Origin of the sequence: Mesorhizobium sp. WSM4312, from assembly GCF_002294875.1 — a bacterium.
In the GTDB taxonomy this organism is placed as follows: Bacteria; Pseudomonadota; Alphaproteobacteria; order Rhizobiales; family Rhizobiaceae; genus Mesorhizobium.
Window position 1 is genome coordinate 181,349 of the sequence record NZ_NSFU01000001.1, and the last position, 23,213, is coordinate 204,561.

Genomic DNA, 23,213 nt, shown 5'->3' on the forward strand with positions numbered 1-23,213 from the left:
TCCCAATTTACTCAAGTCTCGCCCTGTTCGTCGGCCTCGGCCACGAGTTCGAGCATGATTGTCGACAGCGGCGGCAGAAGCATCGTCGCCGAGATGCTCTTGCCTTCCGCCCTTGCCTCGACCATGCCGCCATTGCCCATGCCTGAACCGCCATATTCGGATGCGTCGGTGTTGATGATCTCGCGCCACTTGCCGGCCTTCGGCAGCGGCACGCGATAATTGTCGCGCGGCACCGGCGTGAAGTTGGAGATGACGGCCACCGGGCTGCCGCCCGGCGCGTTGCGCACCCAGGCGAAAACCGAATTCTGGCTGTCGTCGACGATCAGCCAGGAAAACCCTTCCGGTTCGCAGTCGCGGCCGTGCAGCGCCGGGCGCGACCGATAGAGATAGTTGAGATCGCGCACGGTCTGCCAGACGCCGCGATGCGGGCGGAAATCGAGCAGATTCCAGTCGAGAGCGCGCGCCTCGCTCCATTCGCGGCGCTGCGCGAATTCCTGTCCCATGAACAAGAGCTTCTTGCCGGGGTAGCCCCACATGAAACCGTAATAGGCGCGCAAGGTCGCGAATTTCTGCCAGTCGTCGCCGGCCATCTTGCCCAGCAGCGTGCCTTTGCCGTGCACGACCTCATCATGCGAGAGCGGCAGCACGAAATTCTCCGAGAAGGCGTAGGTCAGGCCGAAGGTCAGGTCGTTGTGGTGGTGCTTGCGGAAAATCGGCTCCTTGGAGAAATACTCCAACGTGTCATGCATGAAGCCCATGTTCCACTTGAAGCCGAAGCCCAGCCCGCCTTCATGCACCGGCGCCGAAACCTTCGGCCATGAGGTCGATTCCTCGGCGATGGTCATGACGCCGGGATGGTGGCCGTAGACCTCCTTGTTCATCTTCTGCAGGAAAGAGACCGCCTCGAGGTTCTCGCGGCCGCCCTTCTCGTTGGGGATCCACTCGCCGGCCTTGCGCGAATAGTCGAGGTAGAGCATCGAGGCGACCGCATCGACGCGCAAACCGTCGACATGATATTTCTCGGCCCAGAACAGCGCATTGTTGACCAGAAACGACACCACCTCGCGGCGGCCGAAATTGTAGATCGCTGTGTTCCAGTCGGGATGAAAACCCTTGCGCGGATCGGCATGTTCGTAGAGCGCGGTGCCGTCGAAATGGACTAGGCCATGCGCGTCGACCGGGAAATGCGCCGGCACCCAGTCGAGGATGACGCCGACGCCGGCGCGATGCGCGCCATCGACGAAACGGGCAAAGCCGTCCGGATCGCCGAAGCGGGCCGACGGCGCGTAGAGGCCGGTCGTCTGATAGCCCCAGGACGGGTCATAGGGATGCTCGGAAATCGGCATGAACTCGATGTGGGTGAAGCCGGTCTCGACCACATAGGGGATCAGCCGGTCGGCCATTTCGTCCCATGACAGGAACGTGCCGTCGTCGTGAAGCTGCCAGGATCCGGCGTGGACTTCGTAGATCGAGACGGCCTCGCGCCGGGGATCGGCATTGCGCCAGTAGTTGCGATGCGCCTCGTCGCCCCACTCATGCGCCGGCGGCACGGCAACAACCGAAGCGGTGGCGGGACGCAGTTCGGATTTGAACGCAAACGGATCGGCCTTCAGCGGCAGCCTGACGCCATCGGGTCCAATGATCTCGTATTTGTAGGGTCGCCCGGCACCGATGTCCGGGATGAACACCTCCCATATGCCGGTGTCGCGGCGATCGCGCATCGTGTGGCGGCGGCCATCCCAGTCGTTGAAATCGCCGACCACCGAGACGCGTCTTGCGTTGGGAGCCCAGACGGCGAAATGCACGCCGGTGGCGCCTTCGTGCTCGATGACGTGCGCGCCAAGCTTGTCGAACAGCCTGAGATGCGACCCTTCGGCGATATAGTAGTCGTCCATCGGCCCGAGCACCGGGCCGAACGAATATGGATCGGTCAGCCACCAGTCACCGCCGGCATTGCGCGCGTGATAGCGCAGCGGCTGCCGCTTCTTGATCGACAGCCTGCCTTCAAAGAAGCCGGCATCGTCTCGCCTGGACAACGCACCGGCCTCGATGCCCGTCAGCGTATAGGCAATGACGGCCTCGGCATGTGGAACGAAGCAACGGGCAAACAGGCTTTTGCCGACCTCATGGACACCGAGGACCGCGAACGGATCTCCGTGCGTGCCGGCGACAATCGCCGCAACATCGCTGGCTGGCGCCAGTCCGTCCGGCCCGCTTGTCGCAGCGGTCACGCGCGGCTTCCTCATCAGGCAGTGTCCCTCCCAGGGCACCAGGTGTCTATTTCTGGTGATGTGAGTTCGCATTCAACCCAAATCACCGGGACCACATTGTTCGTGGCCTCATGCAATCACATCAGGCAGGCACGTTCCAGATTTCTTTCGCGTATTGGCGGATGGTGCGATCGGACGAGAACCAGCCGACGCGCGCGACGTTGCGGATTGCTCTGGCATACCAGTCCGGGCTGTTGCGCCAGACAGCGTCGACATCACGCTGGGCGGCGGCGTAGGCGTCGAAATCGGCGGCGACCATGAACCAGTCGCCGGTGTAGAGGCCGTTGATGAGGTCGCGGTAACGGTCCGGATCGTCCGGCGAAAAGACGCCCGAGGAAACGGCCGCGACCGCCTGCGACAGTTCGGGCGAGCCCTCGATCACGGCACGCGGGTTGTAGCCATTGCTGCGCCGTTCAGCGACCTCGGCCGTGGTCAGGCCGAAGATGAAGATGTTGTCGTCGCCGACGCATTCCTTGATCTCGACATTGGCGCCGTCGAGCGTGCCGATGGTCAGGGCGCCGTTGAGCGCGAACTTCATGTTGCCGGTTCCCGACGCCTCCATGCCGGCGGTCGAAATCTGCTCGGACAGGTCGGCGGCCGGCATCAAGACTTCGGCCAGGCTGACATTGTAGTTCGGCACGAACACCACCTTCAGCAAGCCGCGCACCGCCGGATCGCGGTTGATGACCCTGGCGACGTCATTGGCGAGTTTGATGATCAGCTTGGCGTTGTGGTAGCTGGGCGCCGCCTTGCCGCCGAAGAATTTTACGCGCGGCATCCAGTCGCGCTCGGGATGCGAGCGGATCTGGTCGTAGAGCGCGATCGCCTCGAGGATGTTGAGGAGTTGGCGCTTGTATTCGTGGATGCGCTTGACCTGGATGTCGAACAGCGCCGACGGGTCGACCTTGATGCCGAGCCGGTCGGCGACGAGATTGGCCAGCCGCGCCTTGTTCTGGCGCTTGACGCCCGCGAATTTCTCCCGGAACGCGCTGTCATCGGCAAAGCTGTCGAGCCCTTTGATGGCGTCGATATCGTCGAGAAAACGGTCACCAATCGCCTCGCGGGCGAGCGAGGTCAGGCCGGGGTTGCACTGGATCAGCCAGCGCCGCGGCGTGATGCCGTTGGTCTTGTTGTTGATGCGATCGGGATAGAGCTTGTGCAGGTCGGCAAACACCGTTTCCTTCATCAGCTCGGTATGCAGCGCCGACACACCGTTGATCGAATGCGAGCCGACAAAGGCCAGATTGCCCATGCGCACGCGGCGGTCGCCATTTTCCTGGATCAGCGAAATGCGGCTGATCTGCTCGCCCGAGAACTGGTCGGTGGCGCGTGCCTCCAGAAGCACCTGCGCGTTGATGGCGTAGACGATCTGCATATGGCGCGGCAGAAGCCGCTCGAACAGCGGCACCGGCCAGCTTTCCAGGGCTTCGGGAAGAAGCGTGTGGTTTGTGTAGCCGAAGGTACGTTTGGTGATGTCCCAGGCGAGGTCGAAGTCCATGCCGTGGACATCCATCAAGAGCCGCATCAGCTCCGGCACGGCGATCGCCGGGTGGGTGTCGTTCAAGTGGATCGCCGCCTTGTCGGGCAGCGACTTCAGGTCGCCATACTGGCTGAGATGGCGCTGCACGATGTCCTGCAGCGAGGCGGTCGAGAAGAAATACTCTTGCCGCAGCCTGAGCTCCTGCCCGGCCATGTGGGAATCGGCGGGGTAAAGCACGCGCGACAGCGCGTCCGCCTTGTTGCTTTCGGCGAGCGCGCCGATGTGGTCGCCGGCATTAAACTTGTCGAGCAGGATCGGATCGACCGGCATGCCCGACCACAGCCGCAGCGTGTTGACGCGGTTGCCCCGCCAGCCGACGACAGGCGTGTCGTAGGCAACAGCCAGGACATGTTCGGTCGGCTTCCAGACGTGGCGCTCGAGCCGGCCGTCCTTCGACGTGATGGACTCCACCGAACCGCCGAAGCCGACTTCGAAGGAGCGTTCGCGCCGTTCGAACTCCCAGGGGTTGCCGTGATCGAGCCATGTCTCGGGCAGTTCCACCTGCCAGCCGTCGTGGATCTCCTGACGGAACATGCCGTTGGCGTAGCGGATGCCGTAGCCATGCGCGGGAATGTCGACGGTCGCCATGCTTTCCATGAAGCAGGCGGCAAGCCGGCCAAGGCCGCCATTGCCGAGCGCCGCGTCGGGTTCCAGCGCCGCGATGAGATCGAGGTCGACGCCGAGCGACGACAGCGCCTCGCGCATATTGGCCATCAGGCCAAGATTGGAGAAGGAGTCGCGCATCAGGCGGCCGATGAGGAACTCCAGCGACAAATAGTAGACGCGCTTTTCCTGCTGGTCATAGGCCTCTTTGGTTGCCTGCATCCAGCGATCGACGATGCGGTCGCGCACGACCTTGATCGAGGCCGTCAGCCAGTCGTACTGGGTCGCGACGGTGGTGTCCTTGCCGACCCGGTATTTGAGGGCCACCAAGACTTCCCTTGCGAGCGTCTTCGGATCAGGATTTTCGAGCAGGGGCGGAAGGGTTTCGGATGTCATTGCGCGCGTCATGCTGCCTCTCGTGCGGTTGCAACGATCATACCGGCTTTCACCATTCATCCCAGCCCATGTTACCGCGTTGCAACATATATTCAATCGATTTAGATGAACGCCCGCCAGCTTACCCTGCGGCAATTTGACAATCAGGCGGCCAGCGCAGCCTCCGGAGGCGCCTTGGCGCCGGTCATGAAGGCGACGGCGTCGGACATCGTATATTGCTTGGGATCGATGACGGCGAGGCGACGGCCCAGGCGATGAATGTGGACGCGGTCGGCCACCTCGAAGACATGCGGCATGTTGTGCGAGATCAGCACGATCGGCAGGCCGCGCTTCTTGACGTCCAGGATCAGTTCGAGCACACGGCGGCTCTCCTTGACACCAAGGGCCGCCGTCGGCTCGTCCATGATCACCACGCGGCTGCCGAAGGCAGCGGCGCGCGCCACCGCGACACCCTGGCGCTGGCCGCCCGAGAGCGTTTCCACCGCCTGGCCGATGTTCTGGATGGTCATCAGGCCGAGTTCGGTGAGTTTGTCGCGGGCGCGCTTTTCCATCGCCGGACGGTCGAGCATGCGCAGCCATTGCCCGAGGAAGCCGGGTTTGCGGATCTCGCGGCCGAGGAACATGTTGTCGGCGATCGACAGTGCCGGCGACAGCGCGAGGTTCTGGTAGACGGTCTCGATACCGGCCTCGCGGGCTTCCATCGGCGACTTGAAGGCAACGGTTTTGCCTTCAAGCCGGATTTCGCCTTCGTCGGGCACGACAGCGCCTGAAATCGCCTTGATGAGCGACGACTTGCCGGCGCCGTTGTCGCCGATGACGGCGAGGATTTCGCCGGGATAGAGGTCGAAGTCGGCATTGTCGAGGGCGGTGACGCGGCCATAGCGCTTGACCAGGCCGCGCGCGGTGAGAATGGGGTCCTGGGTCATGCCGAAACCTTTCTGATCCATTGGTCGACCGCCACGGCGCCGATGATCAACACACCGGTGAGCAGCACTTTCCACTGCGGGTCGGCGCCAAGCATGTTGAGGCCCATGGAGACGACGCCGACGATCATCGCGCCGAACAGCGTGCCCAGGATCGAGCCGCGCCCGCCGAAGAGGGAAATACCGCCGATCACCGTCGCGGTGATCGCCTGCAGATTGTAGTCGGTGACGGCCGCCGACGGCGAGATCGAACCGTTGCGGCCGATCGAGACCCAGGCGGCGAAAGCAGCGATGAGCCCGGCAAGGGTGTAGACCGTCACCAGCACCTTCTTGGTCTGGATGCCCGACAGCTTGGCCGCCTCCTGGTCGTCGCCGACAGCGTAGACATGGCGGCCCCAGGCGGTGTGGTTGAGGACGTACCAGAGCAGCATCACCAGCGCGACCATGGCGATGACGCCGAGCGTCAGCACCGCGGTACCGACCTTGAAGCTCAGGGCGAACAGATGCAGCAGCGGCGCCTGGGTGTCGACGTCGGTGTCGCGGATCGTTTCATTGGCCGAATAGATGAAGTTCGTGGCCATGACGATGTTCCACGTGCCAAGGGTCACGATGAAAGGCGGCAGCTTCATGTAAGCGACCAGCAACCCGTTGAGCAGCCCGCAGGCAGCACCGGCGGCAAGTCCGAGCGCCACGGCCACTACGCTCGGCAAGCCGTAACTGACGGCGCAATTGCCCATGATCACGGCTGAAATCACCATGATGACGCCAATCGACAGGTCGATGCCGGCGGTCAGGATGACCAGTGTCTGCGCAGCGCCCAGAATGCCGACGATGGCGATCTGCTGCAGGATCAGCGTCAGCGTATAGGACGAGAAGAAGCGCCCGCCAATGGTGATGCCGAAGATGATGATCGACAGGACCAGCACGATCAGCGGCACCGCCGCCGGCGTCGAATGCAGGAAATGCTGGACGCGCCTGACTGCGGATTTGTGTTCGTCGAACGCGGCAACGCTGGTGTCGCTGCCCGAGAGAACCTTCTCGAATTCCTGAGTTTGAGCCATGTTTCCTCCCCGTGAGGGGTCAGCCTAGCGCCGACGCCCATCCACGTCTTTCCGGTCTGTCGCCGGGATTGCTCGCGGTCACGCGACCCATCGTCCACCCGAAGCGGCCGGGGATCAAGCCCCGACCGCTCGAGTTCGGTAATTGCCGGTCAGGTCGGCATCAGCCCCAGCACTTGGCGAGGCCTTCCTTGGTGTCGATGGACTTCACGCCGTTGGCCGGCTTGTCGGTCACCAGGTTGACGCCGGTGTCGAAGAAATTCTTGCCTTCGGTCGGCTTCGGCTTGGTTCCATCCTTGGCGAAGGCGGCGATCGCCTCGATGCCGAGCGCCGCCATCTGCAGCGGGTACTGCTGCGACGTCGCGCCGATGACACCTTCCGTCACCGACTTTACGCCGGGGCAGCCGCCGTCGACGGAGACGATCAGCACCTGCTTTTCAAGGCCGACAGCCTTGAGCGCCTGGTAGGCGCCGACTGCTGCGGGCTCGTTGATGGTGTGGATGACGTTGATGGTGTTGTCCTTCTGCAGAAGGTTCTCCATCGCCTTGCGGCCGCCCTCCTCATTGCCGTTGGTGACGTCGTGGCCGACGATGCGCGGATCGGTTTCGTCGCCGATCTTGTTGGGATCCTTCACGTCGATGCCGTAGCCCATCATGAAGCCCTGGTCGCGCAGCACGTCCACGGTCGGCTGCGACGGCGTCAGGTCGAGGAAGCCGATCTTGGCGTCCTTGGCCTTGTCGCCGAGCGTCGCGGCAGCCCAGGCGCCGATCAGCTTGCCGGCCTCGAGATTGTCGGTGGCGAAGGTCGCATCGGCCGCGTCGATCGGGTCGAGCGGCGTGTCGAGCGCGATCACCAGCAGGCCGGCGTCACGCGCCTTCTTCACGGTCGGCACGATGCCCTTGGTGTCGGATGCGGTGATCAGGATGCCCTTGGCGCCGTCGGCAATGCAGCTTTCGATCGCCGCCACCTGGCTTTCGCTGTCGCCGTCGATCTTGCCGGCATAGGTCTTGAGGTCGACGCCGAGTTCCTTGGCCTTTGCGGTCGCGCCTTCCTTCATCTTGACGAAGAACGGATTGGTGTCGGTCTTGGTGATCAGGCAAGCGCCGACGCCGGCTGCGGAGGCGGACGACGCAAACGCCATCAGACCCAGGGCAGCCGCGGCAAACACGGTCGATTTCAACAATTTTGTATTGGTCACGATCTTCCTCCCAGTGGAACCATTCCGGATGCCGGCCACCGGCATCTACGGCGCATCCTACGAATTCTCCCAGCGTGGACGCCGCCTCAACAGACACCAGACCGCGGCCGCTGTCAATAATTAAATCACTCTTATTTATTATTGACAGCCTTGCGTCGTTCACTCATTCTGGCCCAAAAGCGTTGAGGGGAAACGACGGGAGGAACAGGGTGGAGACCGCCACTGCGAGGCACGGTTCGCCCGAAGCGAATGACAGCCTGATTCACCGCGGCACCAACCAGAGCGGCATGCGCGATCACAACGAGCGGCTGGTGCTCTCGCTGGTGCGCCAGCAAGGCAGCCTGGCGAAATCCGACATCGCCCGCATGACCGGACTTTCGGCGCAGACGGTTTCGGTCATCATGCGCGAACTCGAGGAAGAAGGCCTGCTCGTGCGCCAGGCGCCGCTGCGCGGCAAGATCGGCCAGCCTTCCATACCCATGGCGCTCAATCCGGAGGGCGCCTTCTTCATCGGCCTCAAGATCGGCCGCCGCAGCGCGGAACTGGTGCTGATCGATTTTCTTGGGCACGTGCGCTCGATGCTGCAGCACTCCTATCGCTATCCGGCACCGCGCGAGACGGTTGAATTCGTCACTTCAGGGATGAAGAAGATGCGCGGCGAACTGACACCGGCGCAGGACAAGCGCATCGCCGGGCTCGGCATCGCCATGCCGTTCGAACTGTGGAATTGGGCCGACACCGCCGGTGCGCCGCGCGATGTCATGGACGAATGGCGCCACCGCGACATCAGGGCCGATATCCAGTCGCAATGCGATTTTCCGGTCTATCTGCAGAACGACGCCACCTCAGCCTGCGGCGCCGAGCTCGTCTTCGGCCAGGCGGGCGGCGCACGTGACTTCGTCTATTTCTATATCGGTGCCTTCGCCGGCGGCGGCATCGTGCTCAACGGCCGGCTGTTCGGAGGCCCAACCGGCAATGCCGGCGCGCTCGGCTCCATGCCGGTGCCCGGGCCGGACGGCAAGCCGACCCAGCTGATCGACGTGGCGTCGATCGCCATGCTGGAAAAAGCGCTCAATGCCCGCGGCGTCGAGGCCTCGCACCTATGGACGTCGCCAGAGGATTGGGGCGAGATCGGTTCCGAACTCGACGACTGGATCGCCAGCGCTTCACAGGCGCTCGCCTATGCCATCGTCGCGGCGTCCTCGGTCATCGATTTCGAGGCGGCGGTGGTCGACGGCTGGATGCCGCGGGCGGTGCGCCGGAGGCTGGTCGATGCCATCATCGCGGCCATTGCGACAATCGACGGCGAAGGTCTGAAACTTCCCGCCGTTCGCGAGGGCACCGTCGGCATTCATGCCCGGGCGCTCGGCGGCGCCAGCCTGCCGCTTTCCGAGCGCTTCCTGATCGGCTCGACGACGATTTCCAGGAGCGCCTGAATGCTTATCGGAATCCCGGCGCTACTCGGTCCGGACCTTCTGGCGACGCTGCGCGCCATGGGCCATGGCGATGAGATCGCCCTGGTCGACGGAAACTATCCGGCCGAGGAGCAGGCAAAGCGCCTGATCCGGGCCGATGGTCATCACCTCATTCCGGTGCTCGATGCGATCTTGAGCGTGCTGCCGGTCGACGACGCCGTTCCGGAAGCCCTGTTTCGCGCCTCCGTCAAAGGCAATCCCTCGATTGCCGATCCAGTCCATCACGAGATCGAGGCGATCTGCGCCAAGCACGCGCCGGGCCGCAAGGTGGTTGCACTGGCCGGCGCCGACTTCTATGCACGGGTCAAGTCGGCGCATGCCATTGTCGCGACAAGCGAGCCTAGGCTTTACGCCAACATCATCATCCGCAAGGGCGTGATCTATCCGCCGGAGACCAAGACGCCATGATCCTCTGCTGCGGCGAAGCCCTGATCGACATGCTGCCGCGCATCACGACGCAGGGCGAGCCGGCCTTTGCCCCTTATGTCGGCGGCGCGGTGTTCAACACGGCGATCGCGCTTGGCCGATTGGGTGCGCCGGCCGGCTTCTTTTCGGGCCTGTCGTCGGATCTTTTCGGCGGCCAGTTCAGGGATGCGCTGGGCGCGAGCAAGGTCAGTTCCACCTATGCCCACACCTCGCCCAGGCCGACCACGCTCGCCTTCGTGCGGCTGACCAATGGCCAGGCGACCTACACGTTCTACGACGAGAACACCGCGGGGCGCATGCTGACGATCGACGACCTGCCGTCGCTCGGCAACGAGATCGAAGCCATGCTGTTCGGCGCCATCAGCCTGATCTCGGAGCCAGCCGGCGGCGCCTATGAAGAGTTCATGCGGCGCGAGCATGCAAGCCGCGTCATGATGCTCGACCCCAACATCAGGCCGAACTTCATCCCGGACAAGGCCAAGCACCTCAAGCGCATCCGCGAGATGATGGCGATGGCCGACATCGTGAAACTGTCGGACGAAGACCTCCATTGGTTCGGCGAAGCCGGCTCGCATGAGGATGTCATCCGCAACTGGCTCGATCGAGGACCCAAGCTGATCGTCGTGACCCATGGCAGCGAAGGTGCCGTCGGTTACACCAAGGACCACACCGTCACCGTGATGCCGGAAAAGGTCGAGGTGGTCGATACGGTCGGCGCGGGCGATACGTTCAACGCCGGCATTCTCGCCTCGCTGCATGAACAGGGCCTGCTGACGAAGGCGGCCATCGGCGGCCTTCCGCAAGACGCCATTCGCAAGGCATTGGCGCTTGGTGCCAAGGCAGCGGCAGTGACCGTGTCGCGCGCGGGCGCCAATCCGCCATGGCGGCATGAAATCGCCTGAGTAACGCTCAATTTAAGTTGAGCCAGCCGATCACTTTATGTTTCGCGGGGCCGCCCAGCGGGACTATAAAGACGCAAGCGCGCCTGACGAAGCCCGGATTTCCGGCATCTTGTGAAGATACGCCGGAAATCGGAGGTAACAGACTGCGACACCCAGGCAATTGGCGGCTCTGGCTGTCCGGCTTTCTCGGCAAGCACAACTCTGGTACCAGCGGGCCGTCCTTTGGCTAAACCGCCTGGTTAAAAATCGTTTTTGAGGCTGACATGCAGTTCATCGATCTTGGCGCACAGCGCGAACGCATTCGCGACCGGCTGAAGGCCGCGATCGACCATGTCGTCGAGGACGGCCGTTATATCCTTGGCCCGCAGGTCGCGGAGTTCGAGAAGAAGCTTGCGGCCTATATCGGCACCAAACATGTCGTGGCCTGCGCCAACGGCACCGATGCGCTGCTGCTACCGCTGTTCGCCGCCGGGATCGGCCCGGGCGACGCGGTGTTCGTGCCGAGCTTCACCTTTGCCGCCACCGCCGAAGTGGTGGCGCTGGCCAAGGCGGAACCTGTGTTCGTCGATGTCGATCCGGTGACCTACAACATTGACATCGCCAGCCTCGAGGCGGCCATCGCCATGATCAAGAAAGAAGGCCGGCTGCAGCCGAAGGCGATCATCCCGGTCGACCTGTTCGGCCTCGCCGCCGACTACGATGCGATCATGGCGATCGCCAACCGCGAAGGGCTGTTGGTGATCGAGGACGCCGCCCAGTCGATGGGCGGGTCGCTCGATGGCAAGATGTGCGGTGCGTTCGGCCATGTCGGCTCGACCAGCTTCTATCCCGCCAAGCCGCTTGGCTGCTATGGCGACGGCGGCGCGATGTTCACCAACGACGACGAGATGGCCGACAAGCTGCGTTCCTTTGCCTTCCACGGCAAGGGCGAGACGCAGTACGACAACATCCGCGTCGGCATCAATTCGCGGCTCGACACGCTGCAGGCGGCGATCCTCATTGAAAAGCTCGCCATTCTCGAAGACGAGATGGTGGTGCGCCAGTTGGTGGCAAACCGCTATGCCGAAGGGCTGGGCGACATCGTCACCGCAGCCCGCAACCTCGACAGCAGCCGTTCGGCCTGGGCGCAGTACGCCATCGAGACGCCCAAGCGCGACGGCCTGAAGGTGCATCTGAGCGAAAAGGGCATTCCGTCCGTCATCTACTACGTCAAGCCGCTACATGCGCAGGTCGCCTATAGCGACTACCCGCGCACGCCGACCGGTCTTGCCGTCTCGGAGGAACTGCCGAAGCGCATCCTGTGCCTGCCGATGCACCCCTATCTCAGCGAAGCTGACCAGGACCGGGTCATCGAGACGATCCGCAACTATATCGGCTCGAACTCGGCGCAGGCCGCAGCCGAGTAATCGGCAGCAGCTCTCAGGCGGGGCTCGCCCCTGCCCTGCCGCTGGCAATGAAATGCGGGTTGGCGAAATCCTGGTCATCGGCCTGATCGCGTTTGCCGTAAGCCAAGGGCTTGCCATCGAGCGTTCGTGTCGTACCGCCCGCCGCGCGCAGCACCGCGTCCCCCGCGGCGGTGTCCCATTCCATGGTTCGTCCAAAGCGAGGATAGACATCCGCCTCGGCGCTGGCGAGAAGACAGAATTTCAAGGAAGAGCCAACGGAAACGATCTCGGCTGCGCCGAGGTCGCGAATATAGGCTTCGGTTTCAGGCGTGTTGTGGGAACGGCTGGCAACCACGGCAAGTGGTGATGTCGCCGCTCTCACCGAAATCGGCCGGCGGCCGACGACCTGATAGTCGTCATTGATTTCCAGGGCTTCCGCGCGGCCCGGCCGTCCCGAAAAGAAGCGGCCGGTGCAAGGCGCGAAAACGACGCCGACTTCCGGCACACCATGGCGGACAAGCGCGATGTTGACGGTGAAGTCGGTGCGGCGATTGACGAATTCCTTGGTGCCGTCGAGCGGATCGACAAGGAAAAAGGCCTCACCAAGATCGGTCGGCATGATTCCAGACGCCGCTTCCTCTTCGGCCACGCAGGGAATCTCGGGAAATGCGGCGCGCAGGCCGGAGAGAATGATCTTCTCGCTCTCGCGGTCCGCCTCGGTCACCGGCGAGGCGTCTGATTTCCGGTCGACGGCGCAGCCGGCGTGGAAGACGCGCATCACCTCGCGTCCAGCCGCCAGGGCCAGCCGCTCGAAGATGTCGAGCATCGATCTGTCGTCAGATACCGCCGCCACTTTCATATTGGTCTTCAGCAATGTCGCGCTCATTCAGCCAATGTTCCAGGGCATCTACCATCTCTTCCGCCGATTTGCCGAGCGTCTTCAGATGGATCTCCGGGTTTTCCGGCGCTTCGTAAGGTGAATCCACGCCGGTGAAATTCTTGATCTCGCCATTCAGCGCGCGGGCATAAAGGCCCTTCGGATCGCGCCTGGCGCACTCCTCGAAAGGCGTGTCGACAAACACCTCGATGAACTCGCCATCGGCCATCAACTCGCGCGCCACGCGCCGTTCGGCGCTGAACGGCGAAATGAAGGAGACAATCACGATCAACCCGGCATCGGCCATTAGTTTGGCCACTTCGGCGACCCGGCGGATGTTCTCGACGCGGTCGGCATCGGTGAAGCCGAGATCGCGGTTGAGACCGTGACGGACATTGTCGCCGTCCAGAATATAGGTGTGACGGCCGGTGGCGAACAGCTTCTTCTCGAACAGGTTGGCGATGGTCGACTTGCCGGAGCCGGAAAGCCCGGTGAACCAGAACACAGCAGGGCGCTGGTTCTTCATGTCGGCGCGCACGCGCTTGCCGACATCGAGCGATTGCCAATGGATGTTCTCGGCACGACGCAGCGAGTGCACGATCATGCCCGCGCCGACGGTGGCGTTCGATATGCGGTCGATCAGGATGAAGGCGCCGGTGGTCCGGTTTTCGGCGAAGGGATCGAAGGCGATCGGCGCCCGTGTCGAGATGTTGCAGATGCCGACTTCGTTCATTTCAAGCGACTTGGCCGCCTCATGGGCGAAGTCGTTGACGTTTATGCGGTATTTCAGGTCGGTGACGGTGGCGCTGGTCTGGTCGGTTTCGGTGCGCAGGATATAGGAGCGGCCCGGCAGCAGCGCATGCTCGTCAAACCAGACGATGTTGGCGGCGAATTGATCGGCGACCTGCGGCCTGGCGGCCGGCGAAACCAGCATATTGCCCCTGGAGACTTCGACCTCGTCGTCGAGAACAAGCGTGATGGCCTGGCCGGCCACTGCCTGTTTGAGATCGCCGCCATGAGCGACGATGCGTTTGACATGCGAGGACTTGCCGGATTTGGCGACGACGACCTCGTCGCCTTGCGCGATGGCGCCGGAAGCGATCGTGCCGGCAAAGCCGCGGAAATCGAGATTGGGGCGGTTGACGTACTGCACCGGAAAACGGAACGGCTGCTCGACGGCGGCTTCTTCGACCGACACGGTCTCAAGGTGCTCGATCAGCGTCGGACCGGAATACCATAGCATGTTGTCGGAGCGGCCGCTGACATTGTCGCCGTAGCGGGCCGACATCGGGATCGGCACGATGGTCTGGAAGCCGAGATCGCGCGAGAATTGTGCATAGTCTTGGACGATCCGGTCGAAGACCGCCTGGTCGAAATCGACGAGATCGATCTTGTTGACGGCCAGCACGATGTGACGGATGCCGAGCAGCGAGGCGATGATCGAATGGCGCCTTGTCTGGCGCAGCACCCCTTGCCTTGCGTCGATCAGTACGATCGCCAGATCGGCGGTCGAGGCGCCTGTCGCCATGTTGCGGGTGTATTGCTCGTGGCCGGGCGTGTCGGCGACGATGAATTTGCGCTTCGGCGTGGCGAAGAAGCGGTAGGCGACGTCGATGGTGATGCCTTGCTCGCGCTCTGCCTCGAGACCGTCGACCAGCAGCGCGAAATCGATGTCATCGCCCGTGGTGCCATGCTTGCGCGAGTCGCGTTCGAGCGCCGCAAGCTGATCCTCGAAAATCTGCTTGGTGTCGGACAGGAGGCGCCCGATCAGCGTCGACTTGCCGTCGTCGACCGAACCGCAGGTCAGGAAGCGCAGCAGCGACTTCTTCTCCTGCGCTGCCAGGTAGTCGCGGATGCTGTCGGTGGGGGCGAGGCTTTTTGCCATGATGTGACGCATGGTCAGAAATACCCCTCGCGCTTCTTCTTTTCCATCGAGCCGGCTTCGTCACGGTCGATCAGGCGGCCCTGCCGCTCGGATGTACGCGCAGTCAGCATCTCGCCGACGATGGCTTCGAGCGTGTCGGCATCGGATTCGATGGCGCCGGTGAGCGGATAGCAGCCCAAAGTGCGGAACCGCACCACGCGGTTCTCCACTGTCTCGCCGGGGCGCAGTTTCATGCGGTCGTCGTCCTTGAGGATCAGCATCCCGTCACGCTCCACCACCGGCCGTTCCTTGGCGAAATAGAGCGGCACGATCGGGATGTTCTCCTGCAGGATGTACTGCCAGATATCGAGCTCGGTCCAGTTCGACAGCGGGAAGACGCGGATCGATTCACCCGATGCGATGCGAGTGTTGAAGATCTTCCACATTTCGGGGCGCTGGTTCTTCGGATCCCAGACATGTTGGGCATTGCGGAACGAGAATATGCGCTCCTTTGCGCGCGACTTTTCCTCGTCGCGGCGGGCGCCGCCAAAGGCGGCATCGAAACCGTACTTGTCGAGCGCCTGGCGCAGCGCCACGGTCTTCATGACATGGGTGTGGGTGTTCGAGCCGTGGTCGAACGGATTGATGTTGTCTCGCACGCCGTCTTCATTGACATGAACCAAAAGGTCGAAGCCCAGTTTCTGCGCCATCTGGTCGCGGAAAGCGATCATCTCGCGGAACTTCCAGGTCGTGTCGACATGCAGGAACGGGAAAGGCGGCTTGGCGGGATAAAACGCCTTCATCGCCAGATGCATCAGCACGGATGAATCCTTGCCGACCGAATAGAGCATGACCGGCTTGGCAAAGGCGGCCGCAACCTCGCGGAAAATGTGGATGGACTCGGCTTCAAGCCGCTGCAGATGCGTAAGCGCGATTGTCATAGACTGTGAGCGTTCTCTCGTGCCTTGCGACAGAAGACCTTGCGTCAAATCATCGAGCTTTTGTGCCCGGTTCAAGCGTCGCTTCTGGACAAAGTGTTTCGTGCGGGCGTTCTAGCAGATCGGCGCACGGCAAAACAATGCAAGACGAGCCCGGCAGCAGTCAGTTCGGGAATGATTTTTCCATGCTTTCGCCAAAACCCGGAAATTTCTGTTCGCAAGGCTTGCAACCGGGAAAAGGCTAGGAAAAAATTACTCGGCAGACCATGTCGACGGACGCCCCTTGAGCCCATTCCCAATCGTCGGGCACCGGCCGCCGATTTTAGGTGACGACAAGCTCCACCGCACTATCGAAAAGACAGCCCAGCCGCTATACAACCCCCGGAAGCGGGCAAGATGCGTCATCAGGCACGGGCAAATTTCAACGCGAGCACACTCGGTCGGCCGAACAGGATGTGCCGCATAGAGCTACTCGAGAATAGCGAGCCCGAAACTTGACCCGGCTTTCGTCTGCAAGTCAGCAACTCACACCGTCGCGGATCAATATCTACTTCTCCATTCTTTGCTTCTTTTTTCCGCCGGTTTTGGGATCGGTGGTCAGCTTCGTATTCAACGGCGGCGCTCTGTCGTCCGTCCTGTTGATCGCCCTCAAGAAAAGGCGCTTCAATACCGACCCGGCGATGATGGCGATGACGATCGCGATCTATGCCTATTGCGCGGCCAATCTGGTGGCGTCCATCGTCAACCATGCGATCGCCAGGGACGCATTGCACCTGATCCCGCTAGTCACCTTCCTGTTTTTCCCCATCTCCTATTCGACCTGGAGCATTACGCGGAAGACGACGCTTGTCCGTATCATCGTGCTGAGCAGCATGGCGACCTGTTTTGTCGCGCTGCTTCTGGCGGTCTTCCAACAACATTGGCTTGGTATCCGCGCCGAGGGTGGGGCCGGAAATGCAATTGTGTTCGCGGAGGTCCTCTGCCTTGCCGTGGCGGTCTGCGTGGCCGGCGCCCTGTCGGATGTCGAGCGACACAGGATCGCCCTCATTTGCGCGGCACTTGGCGGGACGATCGCCATCATCTACTCCGGCACCCGCATTGTCTGGCTGGCACTGCTGATTGCCGGTATCGCCGTTCTGCTGATCAACCAGCACAGGCTCAAGGGAAGGAACGCCATTCGCCTGCTGGTGCTGTTGCTGGCGGCCGGCGCCGTCATCGCGGCTGTCGGCTTCCAGACAATATCCGGGCGTGTCGACTTTCTGCGTTCCGACTTGGACGCGCTCGCCCTCAACGGTGACCACACGACGGCTACAGGATTGCGATTGGCCGTGTGGGATATTGGCCTGAAGGCGTTTCGTGGGATGCCGCTGTTCGGACATGGAGTGGGTGCCACCCAGGCCCTGATAAAACAGGGCTTCCACGATCAGTTCGGGATGGATGCAGGCTTCAATCATTTCCACAACGGCTTCCTGACCGCCCTGGTGCAGGCAGGACTCCTGGGCGCCTTGACGCTGGCCGCGATCTTCGTCGTTGCCGCCAGGAACGCAGCCGTGGTTTTGCGAAATAGCACCGATCCGATCGAGCGTTTTGGCGCTACCATGATTGTCATCGTGGTGATCACCTATCTCACGTCCGGGATGACAGGCATCCTGATTGGCCACGACATTCTGGACTCGGTGCTGATGGTCTTCCTGGTGTCGGGAACGTATCTCGCCTCGGGCCGCCAGGCTCCGTTGCCGCAAGACCAGGCGTTTCCGCCCGAGACGCAAGAGCGAGTGCTTCCGCCGGTGACGGAAGACGCCCTTCGTCCAGGGATGAAGATCGGGCGCTTCGATTCACTCAATAGCGGTTCAGGGCAAGACCAATGAAAGTCCTGGTCACAGGCGCGACAGGCTTCATCGGCCGTCAAGTGGTGCATCGGCTTCATGAGGCGGGCGCCGAGCTTCGCCTCGCGTCCCGCTACCCGGAGAGGCTTGGTCGGGGGCATGAGGCCATGCAGATGCCCGATGTCGATGCGCCGGCGGCTGCCTTCCTGGCGCTTGCCGGGGGTGTTACCGATGTCGTTCATTGCGCGGGTCTGAACAATGATGAAGGCAACGCCGCCGAAGCCGATTTTCGGGCGGCCAATGCGGAATTGAGCGCAAGGCTGGCGCAGGCGGCGGCCGAACAGGCAAGCGGACGGTTCATCCAGCTCTCCTCGATCCGGGCCGTGATCGGCGCGCGCGTCAGTGCAACGATCGACGAGGACACGATTCCCGATCCGCAATGCGCCTATGGGCGCTCGAAGCGCGAAGCAGAGATCAGGGTGCTGGATGCCTATGCGTCGCATGGCCGTTCCGACGCCACCGTGCTGCGGCTGCCGCCAGTCTACGGAGCCGGTATGAAAGGAAACCTGGCGGCGCTGATGCGCCTGGCCGATACGGGCCTGCCGCTGCCGACAGGTGCCCTGACGGGAACCCGCTCGCTGCTGTCATCGCAATCGACGGCAGGTGCGGTATGGCATCTGCTCAGCCTTTCGGGGCGGCTGCGATCGATCTATGTCGCCAGCGATGTGCCGCCGGTTTCGATCGCCGACATTGTCGGCGCCTTTCGCGACGGTTTCGGACGGCCGAGGCGCCTTGTGGACGTGCCGGCCAGGCCGTTGCGGGCGGCCGCGATCCTGTTGGGCAAGCGGGCGTCCTGGAACAGTCTGACCGCGACACAGATATGCGACCCTTCCCTGCTCGTATCCGAAGGCTGGCTGCCGGAGACCGGGACGCTGGAGCGGTTGGCCGAAATAGCGCGGCTCGGAGACGCTCAATCGCCTCAGTTGCGATAGAGCGTTCCAAACAGGATGCGAAGGTCGAGCCAGAACGACGCCGTCCTGAGATAGGCGGCATCCGTTTCGGCCAGAAGCCGCGGGTTGGACATGTCGATGCCCCTGATCTGGGCCATGCCGGTAATGCCCGGACGTGCCGCCAAAACCCCCAGCTGCCGGCGACGCTCGATCAGTTCCGTCTGTGTCGGCAGGCAAGGGCGCGGCCCGACCAGGCTCATCTCGCCCCGAAGAACATTCCAGAATTGCGGCAGCTCATCGAGCTTGAACTTCCGCAAGGTCCTTCCGACCGCGGTCACGGCATTTGCTGGCGCCTCGTGCGAGGGCAAGGACGGCGTGCCCTGATACATCGTCCGCAATTTGTGGCAGCGAAACAACACACCATCGCGGCCGACCCGCGTCTGGGAAAAAATCACCGGACCGGGCGACGATGCCCGCACCGCAAGCATGCAGAGCAATAGAACAGGGGATGTCACCAACAACAGCAAGACCGCCGCGACGAGATCGAAGGCACGTTTCAGTCCCTTCACGGCCGTCCCCTCATCACTAGCGCCATTCCAGGAAGAGTGTGAAACGGTTTTCCCGGCAAAGGCCAGGAGCGCTTTCCCGGCGGAAATTGCTCCGACACCGCCGGCCGCGGAATCGATATCCAGGCAAAATCCCGCCATTCAACCGTCAGCCGCAACGTATCTAACCTGCTTGCCCGACCCTTCTCGGGCCAGTTTCCTGCTGCGTGTCGGGCGCCGGCGTCTCCGGCAGATGGAGTTGCGCCAACACGGCAAGGGCGGAAGCCTTGTCCTGGCTCTTCATTGCCGCCTGCAACGCGGCCAGCGCAGCCTGAACCGTAGGCCACGCCACCACATCGGTCCTGAGACCGAAGATCTTGGCGATGTCGAGCGTGATGATCTCTTCGTTGGCGCCCTGTAGCGTCTCATGCAGCTTCTCGCCGGGCCTGATGCCGGTGAAGCGGATCGGGATATCCGCATAGGGCGTCTTGCCGGCCATGCGGATCATGGTCTCCGCGACCTCGAGAATCGGCACGGGTTTGCCCATGTCCAGCATATAGATGGCATAGTCGTCCTTGCCGTTACGCGACTGGGCGTCGGCGGCCGCCATGATGACGAGATCGACGGCTTCCGCCATCGTCATGAAATAGCGGGTCATGCGTCGATCGGTAATCGTGACCGGGCCGCCGGCTTCGATCTGTGCCTGGAAGATGGTCGCCACCGAACCATTGGAGCCAAACACGTTGCCGAACCGCACGGCTATGAATTTGGTGCCCGTACGGCGCCCGTCCGGCGCGATTGCGTGGCTTTCGTGCAAGGAACTGACGAGTTGCTCGGCGGCTCTCTTTGTGATGCCAAGCACCGAGGTCGGATCCACGGCCTTGTCGCTCGATATGAGCAGGAATTGCGGAACACCGCATTTGGCGGCAACCTCAGCGCAGACAAGCGTACCGAAAACATTGGTCTGGATAGCCGATTCCCAGTTCTCCTCGAGCAGCGGAACGTGCTTCAGCGCCGCGGCATGAAAGATGATGTCCGGTTTGAATTCCGTGACGACACGAGTCATCTGACGCCGGTCCGCGACATCGACAATGCGCACCTTCAGGCGATCATGGTGCTTTTCGTCGACATACTGGCTCAACTGGAAGATGCCGAACTCGGAATTGTCGGCGACCAGCACCGCTCCTGCTCCCAGCTCCAGCGACCGCTTGACCAGCGTGCGGCCGATAGATCCGGCGCCTCCCGTCACCAGAACGCGCTTGCCGCCAACGAAGGCACCAATACGCGCGATATCGGATGGCACGGTCGGGCGGCGCAGGATCGTCTCCATCTCGACTTCATCGAGAACGATCTTTCCCTCCTGCCCAAGCTGCGAAAGGCTGGAGAACTGCAAGACGGTTATGCCGCCATGACGGGCGACACGCACAAGCTCGGAATATTCCTCGATCTCATGTTCGACGCCGCTGCCGAAAATAAGCAGGTCGATGCTCCTGGTGCCAGCGGCGTAGTCCTCCAGGACATCGATCAGGCGTGGCCGGGACGCCACCACGGGAACACCTTGAATCCGTGTGCCCAACGGTGCGCCGCGCTCGGTCGCCATGATGCCGGCAATGGAATAGTCGGTCGGCTCTGCCGTGCGCGTGAAGCGAATGATCAGGTCGGCCTCACCAAGCCGACCGACGAACAGCGCCCGCCTGGCCTGCACCTTATCGACCCTGAGGGTGAGGATGCCCCAGCTCGCGCCGTCGCGAAGAAATCGGTAGAACAGCCTCGGCGCCGATATGATGGTGAAGGAAACGAGGAAAAAGACGATGAATTGGCGTTCGTTGAGGCCAGCCACGGGCTGGATGAGACGAAACATCCGCGAAACAGCATAAAGCACGACCGTCAGAATCGCACAGCTCTTCAGAATGTTGAAAAAGTCCGGGGTCGAGGCAAAGCGCCAGATCGTGGTGTAGAGACCACAATATCTGAACAGCAGGTGGCTGATGAGAACGATCCCGGCCCAGGCGACCAGGCCTTGGTAGGAGAATGCATCGAACGAAAGGTCTGACCGGGAGAGGACGAGACTAAGCGCCACCGCAACCAGGACCATGAGCAGGTCCTGGACCATGATGATGACGCGCCGTATCTTCGGTCGAAATCCGAACACGGCTTCTGCAAAGGAAGTCATTGGCGAGTATTGAACTCCAGGCGTGAGAACTTCAACACTAATGCGGCGTCAGATCGAATACCATCCGTCACCGGCCACCTGTTCTCAGCGTCAAATCCTCGGCCCCCGCCATCGCTACCGCATAGCGTGGACGTGAGGTCATCGCCAGAGATTTTTTCACAGACAGTTCGATTGCGATCAAGTGCCGACCAGATATCGCGCAACCGGCGGAGAGGTTTAAGGTTCACGCTGTTGCCAGGAGCAGGTCAGGCGGTGCGATTGGCTGGCGTCTGACGCACTTTCCACAGCGCTGCCGTTACCCGTTCGTTCATCGCGACGCACTATTTTTCAAGCTCTCGGGGAAAACCTCGGGTGGGCGGCGAAGCGCTTTTCGGTTAACAGGGGAACCTACCTCGATATGACAGCTTCCCTCTCATCAGCCAAAGCGAAGTGATGAAATTTGGATCGAGTGGCCTCAGAGGCCTGGCTTCGGAATTGGTCGGGAACCCGAGTGGGCTTTATACTGAGGCTTTCGCCTGGCGCCTGGCTGCCGGCGGGATTCAGCCGAATGCCATGGTGCTGGTGGGTCGTGACTTACGCGACAGCAGCCCCACCATTGCCGCCAACTGCATGGCAGCCCTGGCGGCAAGCGGGCTTCAACCGGTCGATTGCGGCGCCATTCCAACACCGGCTTTGGCGCTGTACGGCCAGCAGCATGGCGCAGCGGCACTTATGGTGACGGGTTCGCATATTCCCGCTGACCGTAACGGTATCAAATTTTACGGCCCGCACGGCGAGATCAGCAAGGCGGATGAAGCCGCCATGGCACAATACGCCGCCGGAAGATCGGGAGCCTATCGCCCTCCGCCTCCGCCAGGAACGGCCTTGCCAACACGCCATGATCAGGCGATCGCCGCCTATCGCGCGCGCGCCGAGATCATATTGCAGCCCAATTCCCTTTCCGGCATGAGGGTCGGCGTTTATCAGCACAGCTCGGTGGCGGCGGATCTGTTGGTCGAGATTCTCCAATCCCTTGGCGCTCATGTGACGCCTGTCGGGAAATCCGGTACCTTTGTGCCCGTTGACACCGAAGCCGTCAGCCCGACCACACTTGCCAAATTCAAACGTTGGGCTGGGGAATTCAACCTCGATGCCATCGTGTCGACAGATGCCGATGCCGATCGTCCGCTTATCGCCGACGAGAATGGCGATCTTTTTCGCGGCGACCTGATCGGCCTCGCCACCGCCTTGTTCTTGCGGGCAGACGTCGTCGTGACGCCGGTGACTTCCAATTCGGGCATTTCGAAAGCTTTCGGTTTCGAGGTCGTGAGAACGAAAGTCGGATCTCCCTTTGTCATCGAAGGGATGGAAGCATCATACCATGCCGGCCGCATCGTCGTCGGCTTCGAGGCCAATGGCGGCGTTCTCCTGGGATCGGATTGTTCCCCGCGCGGAAAGACACTGGCGGCATTGCCGACACGGGATTCCCTACTCCCGATCCTCGCCGTCCTGGGTCTGGTTGCATCGACAGGAAAAACGCTGTCGCAGCTGCGCGCGGTTTGGAAGCTTCCGGTTTGCGCAAGCGAGCGACTTGAAAACTTCCCGATGGAAAGCTCGCACAGCCTGATGCACCGCCTCGCGGATCGGGATGCGTTGCAGCAATTCCTGGCGCCTTTCGGGACCGTTGCCGAAGTCGACGAGACCGACGGCTTCAGGATGCGAATGCAAACTGGTGAGATCATCCATTTGCGGCCCTCCGGCAACGCACCTGAACTTCGCTGCTATTCGGAGGCTGCAAACGCGGACAGAGCGGCCGCGATCGTGGCATTGACGCTTGAAAGGGCGCGGGCGATCACGTCCGCGGATTGAACAGCGGCCGTCTCAT

17 protein-coding genes are annotated in these 23,213 nt (G+C 62.2%); 7 read left to right on the top strand and 10 right to left on the bottom strand.

Annotated features, from left to right (window positions below; all coding sequences use genetic code 11):
• Nucleotides 1–11 precede the first annotated feature (11 nt).
• From glgB to CK228_RS00885, 5 genes are all read right to left on the bottom strand, one after another.
• On the bottom strand, nt 12–2,246 hold the full coding sequence (gene glgB, locus CK228_RS00865; RefSeq protein ID WP_095786562.1) for a 1,4-alpha-glucan branching protein GlgB: 2,235 nt from the start codon (nt 2,244–2,246) through the stop codon (nt 12–14).
• Nucleotides 2,247–2,352: 106 nt separating this feature from the next.
• The gene (locus tag CK228_RS00870) at nt 2,353–4,821 is read right to left on the bottom strand and encodes a glycogen/starch/alpha-glucan phosphorylase (RefSeq protein WP_095786563.1); all 2,469 of its coding nucleotides are present in this window, start codon (nt 4,819–4,821) and stop codon (nt 2,353–2,355) included.
• Between the two features lie 131 nt (nt 4,822–4,952).
• Nucleotides 4,953–5,756 (bottom strand): ATP-binding cassette domain-containing protein, encoded by an 804-nt coding sequence (locus tag CK228_RS00875; protein ID WP_245318013.1) that lies wholly within the window; start codon nt 5,754–5,756, stop codon nt 4,953–4,955.
• Nucleotides 5,732–6,793 (bottom strand): ABC transporter permease, encoded by a 1,062-nt coding sequence (locus tag CK228_RS00880; protein WP_095770825.1) that lies wholly within the window; start codon nt 6,791–6,793, stop codon nt 5,732–5,734. Before CK228_RS00880 ends, CK228_RS00875 begins: the two co-directional genes overlap by 25 nt.
• Before the next feature lie 160 nt (nt 6,794–6,953).
• Nucleotides 6,954–7,970, bottom strand: a complete 1,017-nt coding sequence (locus CK228_RS00885) for a sugar ABC transporter substrate-binding protein (RefSeq protein WP_179295792.1) — start codon at nt 7,968–7,970, stop codon at nt 6,954–6,956.
• Between the two features lie 227 nt (nt 7,971–8,197).
• Between CK228_RS00885 and CK228_RS00890 the strand changes: the two genes are divergently transcribed.
• From CK228_RS00890 to CK228_RS00905, 4 genes are all read left to right on the top strand, one after another.
• Complete coding sequence (locus tag CK228_RS00890) at nt 8,198–9,424, top strand: ROK family transcriptional regulator (protein WP_095786564.1); 1,227 nt, start codon at nt 8,198–8,200, stop codon at nt 9,422–9,424.
• Nucleotides 9,425–9,871: an RbsD/FucU family protein gene (locus tag CK228_RS00895; protein WP_095770827.1), complete on the top strand. Its 447-nt coding sequence runs from the start codon at nt 9,425–9,427 to the stop codon at nt 9,869–9,871.
• Complete coding sequence (locus tag CK228_RS00900; RefSeq protein WP_095786565.1) at nt 9,868–10,791, top strand: carbohydrate kinase; 924 nt, start codon at nt 9,868–9,870, stop codon at nt 10,789–10,791. Before CK228_RS00895 ends, CK228_RS00900 begins: the two co-directional genes overlap by 4 nt.
• Nucleotides 10,792–11,054: 263 nt before the next feature.
• On the top strand, nt 11,055–12,197 hold the full coding sequence (locus CK228_RS00905) for a DegT/DnrJ/EryC1/StrS aminotransferase family protein (RefSeq protein WP_095786566.1): 1,143 nt from the start codon (nt 11,055–11,057) through the stop codon (nt 12,195–12,197).
• Nucleotides 12,198–12,210: 13 nt separating this feature from the next.
• Here CK228_RS00905 and cysQ read toward each other — a convergent pair whose 3' ends face one another.
• From cysQ to cysD, 3 genes are read right to left on the bottom strand one after another with little or no spacing between them, the layout of a single operon-like run.
• Entirely contained in the window at nt 12,211–13,002 is a 792-nt protein-coding gene (gene cysQ / locus CK228_RS00910; RefSeq protein ID WP_179295793.1) for a 3'(2'),5'-bisphosphate nucleotidase CysQ, read from the bottom strand.
• 10 nt (nt 13,003–13,012) lie between these two features.
• Nucleotides 13,013–14,950 carry a sulfate adenylyltransferase subunit CysN gene (gene cysN, locus CK228_RS00915; protein ID WP_179295761.1) on the bottom strand — a complete coding sequence of 646 codons (1,938 nt, stop codon included), beginning with the start codon at nt 14,948–14,950 and terminating at the stop codon, nt 13,013–13,015.
• Between the two features lie 2 nt (nt 14,951–14,952).
• Nucleotides 14,953–15,858, bottom strand: coding sequence for a sulfate adenylyltransferase subunit CysD (cysD, locus tag CK228_RS00920; protein ID WP_095786568.1), 906 nt, complete (start codon nt 15,856–15,858; stop codon nt 14,953–14,955).
• A gap of 491 nt (nt 15,859–16,349) precedes the next feature.
• Between cysD and CK228_RS00925 the strand changes: the two genes are divergently transcribed.
• Nucleotides 16,350–17,723, top strand: coding sequence for an O-antigen ligase (locus CK228_RS00925; RefSeq protein WP_245437940.1), 1,374 nt, complete (start codon nt 16,350–16,352; stop codon nt 17,721–17,723).
• Entirely contained in the window at nt 17,720–18,673 is a 954-nt protein-coding gene (locus CK228_RS00930) for an SDR family oxidoreductase (RefSeq protein WP_095786569.1), read from the top strand. Before CK228_RS00925 ends, CK228_RS00930 begins: the two co-directional genes overlap by 4 nt.
• On the opposite strand, the gene CK228_RS00935 is transcribed toward CK228_RS00930, so the two are convergent.
• Nucleotides 18,661–19,200 (bottom strand): sugar transferase, encoded by a 540-nt coding sequence (locus tag CK228_RS00935; RefSeq protein WP_095770832.1) that lies wholly within the window; start codon nt 19,198–19,200, stop codon nt 18,661–18,663. The genes CK228_RS00930 and CK228_RS00935 overlap by 13 nt on opposite strands.
• 160 nt (nt 19,201–19,360) lie before the next feature.
• Nucleotides 19,361–21,349, bottom strand: coding sequence for a nucleoside-diphosphate sugar epimerase/dehydratase (locus CK228_RS00940; RefSeq protein WP_095786570.1), 1,989 nt, complete (start codon nt 21,347–21,349; stop codon nt 19,361–19,363).
• Nucleotides 21,350–21,781: 432 nt separating this feature from the next.
• Here CK228_RS00940 and CK228_RS00945 point away from each other — a divergent pair, with 432 nt between their 5' ends.
• Nucleotides 21,782–23,197 carry a phosphomannomutase gene (locus CK228_RS00945; protein ID WP_095786571.1) on the top strand — a complete coding sequence of 472 codons (1,416 nt, stop codon included), beginning with the start codon at nt 21,782–21,784 and terminating at the stop codon, nt 23,195–23,197.
• Nucleotides 23,198–23,213: the final 16 nt, after the last annotated feature.